Consider the following 1,258-nt stretch of genomic DNA (forward strand, 5'->3'; position numbering starts at 1 on the left):
TGTAGTGGCATAGTGAATTTGGTCACTTAGTTAGAGGTGATATCATCACCTCATAAGTTAACAGGTGACATTATGACAAAACGTACAAGACGACTATTTAGCGCAGAATTTAAGTTAGAAGCAGCGCAGCTAGTCTTAGACCAAAATTACTCAGTGACGGAAGCAGCCCAAGCCATGAATGTGGGCAAGTCCACGATGGATAAATGGGTTCGCCAGCTTAGAGAAGAACGCCAAGGGAAAACACCTAAAGCTTCACCTATGACCCCTGAGCAAATAGAAATTCGGGAATTGAAAAAGAAGCTGGCTCGCCTTGAAGAGCATAATGAAATACTAAAAAAAGCCACGGCTCTCTTGATGTCGGACTCACTGAACAATTCTTGATAATCAAGAAACTCAAGCAGAGCCACAGCGTAAAAATATTATGCGAAGTCTTCAATGTTCATCGAAGTAGTTATCACTATTGGCTTAAACGCCCAGCGTTAATTAATGCGGAAACAATAAAACTGCGCAGCTTGATTAGCGAGGCTCACGCCGCAAGCAATGGCTCTGCGGGAGCGAGAACCATTGCAGATATAGTCACAAATCAGGGTGTAAAGCTGAGCCGATACCGAGCAACAAAGCTAATGAGAACTCTTGGTTTAGTAAGCTGCCAAGAACCAAAGCATCGTTACAGAAAGGCTTCACAAGAACATATTGACGTTCCAAATCACTTAAGTCGTCAATTTGCTGTTACGGCTCCAAATGAAGTCTGGGCTGGCGATGTTACGTATATTTGGACTGGTAATCGGTGGATGTATTTAGCGGTCGTTATCGATCTTTTTGCCCGCAAAGTGATCGGTTGGTCAATGTCTTTGTCGCCTGATAGTCGGTTGACAGGTAAAGCGCTGTCTATGGCCTATGAATCTCGCGGAAAGCCAAAAGGTGTCATGTTCCATAGCGATCAAGGCAGTCATTATACTAGCCGTAAATACCGTCAATTACTGTGGCGCTTTCAAATAAAACAGAGTTTATCTCGCCGAGGAAACTGTTGGGATAATGCGCCGATAGAGCGCTTCTTTAGAAGTCTGAAGACGGAATGGGTGCCAACTGTGGGTTATCGTAGCTTCGCTGAGGCTCAACAAGAGATCACCCGCTACATTATCGGATATTACTGCCAACTCAGGCCACATCAGTATAACGGTGGTCTAACTCCCAATGAATCAGAACGATTATATTGGGAAAACTCTAAAACCGTGGCCAATTTTAGTTGACCACTACA

The 1,258-nt window shown here is 44.0% G+C and carries 1 protein-coding gene; it reads left to right on the forward strand.

Features of this window, described 5'->3' with window-relative positions:
- Positions 1-72 precede the first annotated feature (72 nt).
- A protein-coding gene (locus T411_RS0115655; protein ID WP_086010879.1) for an IS3-like element ISVch4 family transposase occupies positions 73-1,250 on the forward strand; the annotation gives its coding sequence in 2 pieces (ribosomal slippage) (positions 73-331 and positions 331-1,250; 1,179 coding nt in all).
- Positions 1,251-1,258 lie beyond the last annotated feature (8 nt).

Origin of the sequence: Vibrio cholerae ATCC 14035 (assembly GCF_000621645.1) — a bacterium.
Classification (GTDB): domain Bacteria; phylum Pseudomonadota; class Gammaproteobacteria; order Enterobacterales; family Vibrionaceae; genus Vibrio; species Vibrio cholerae.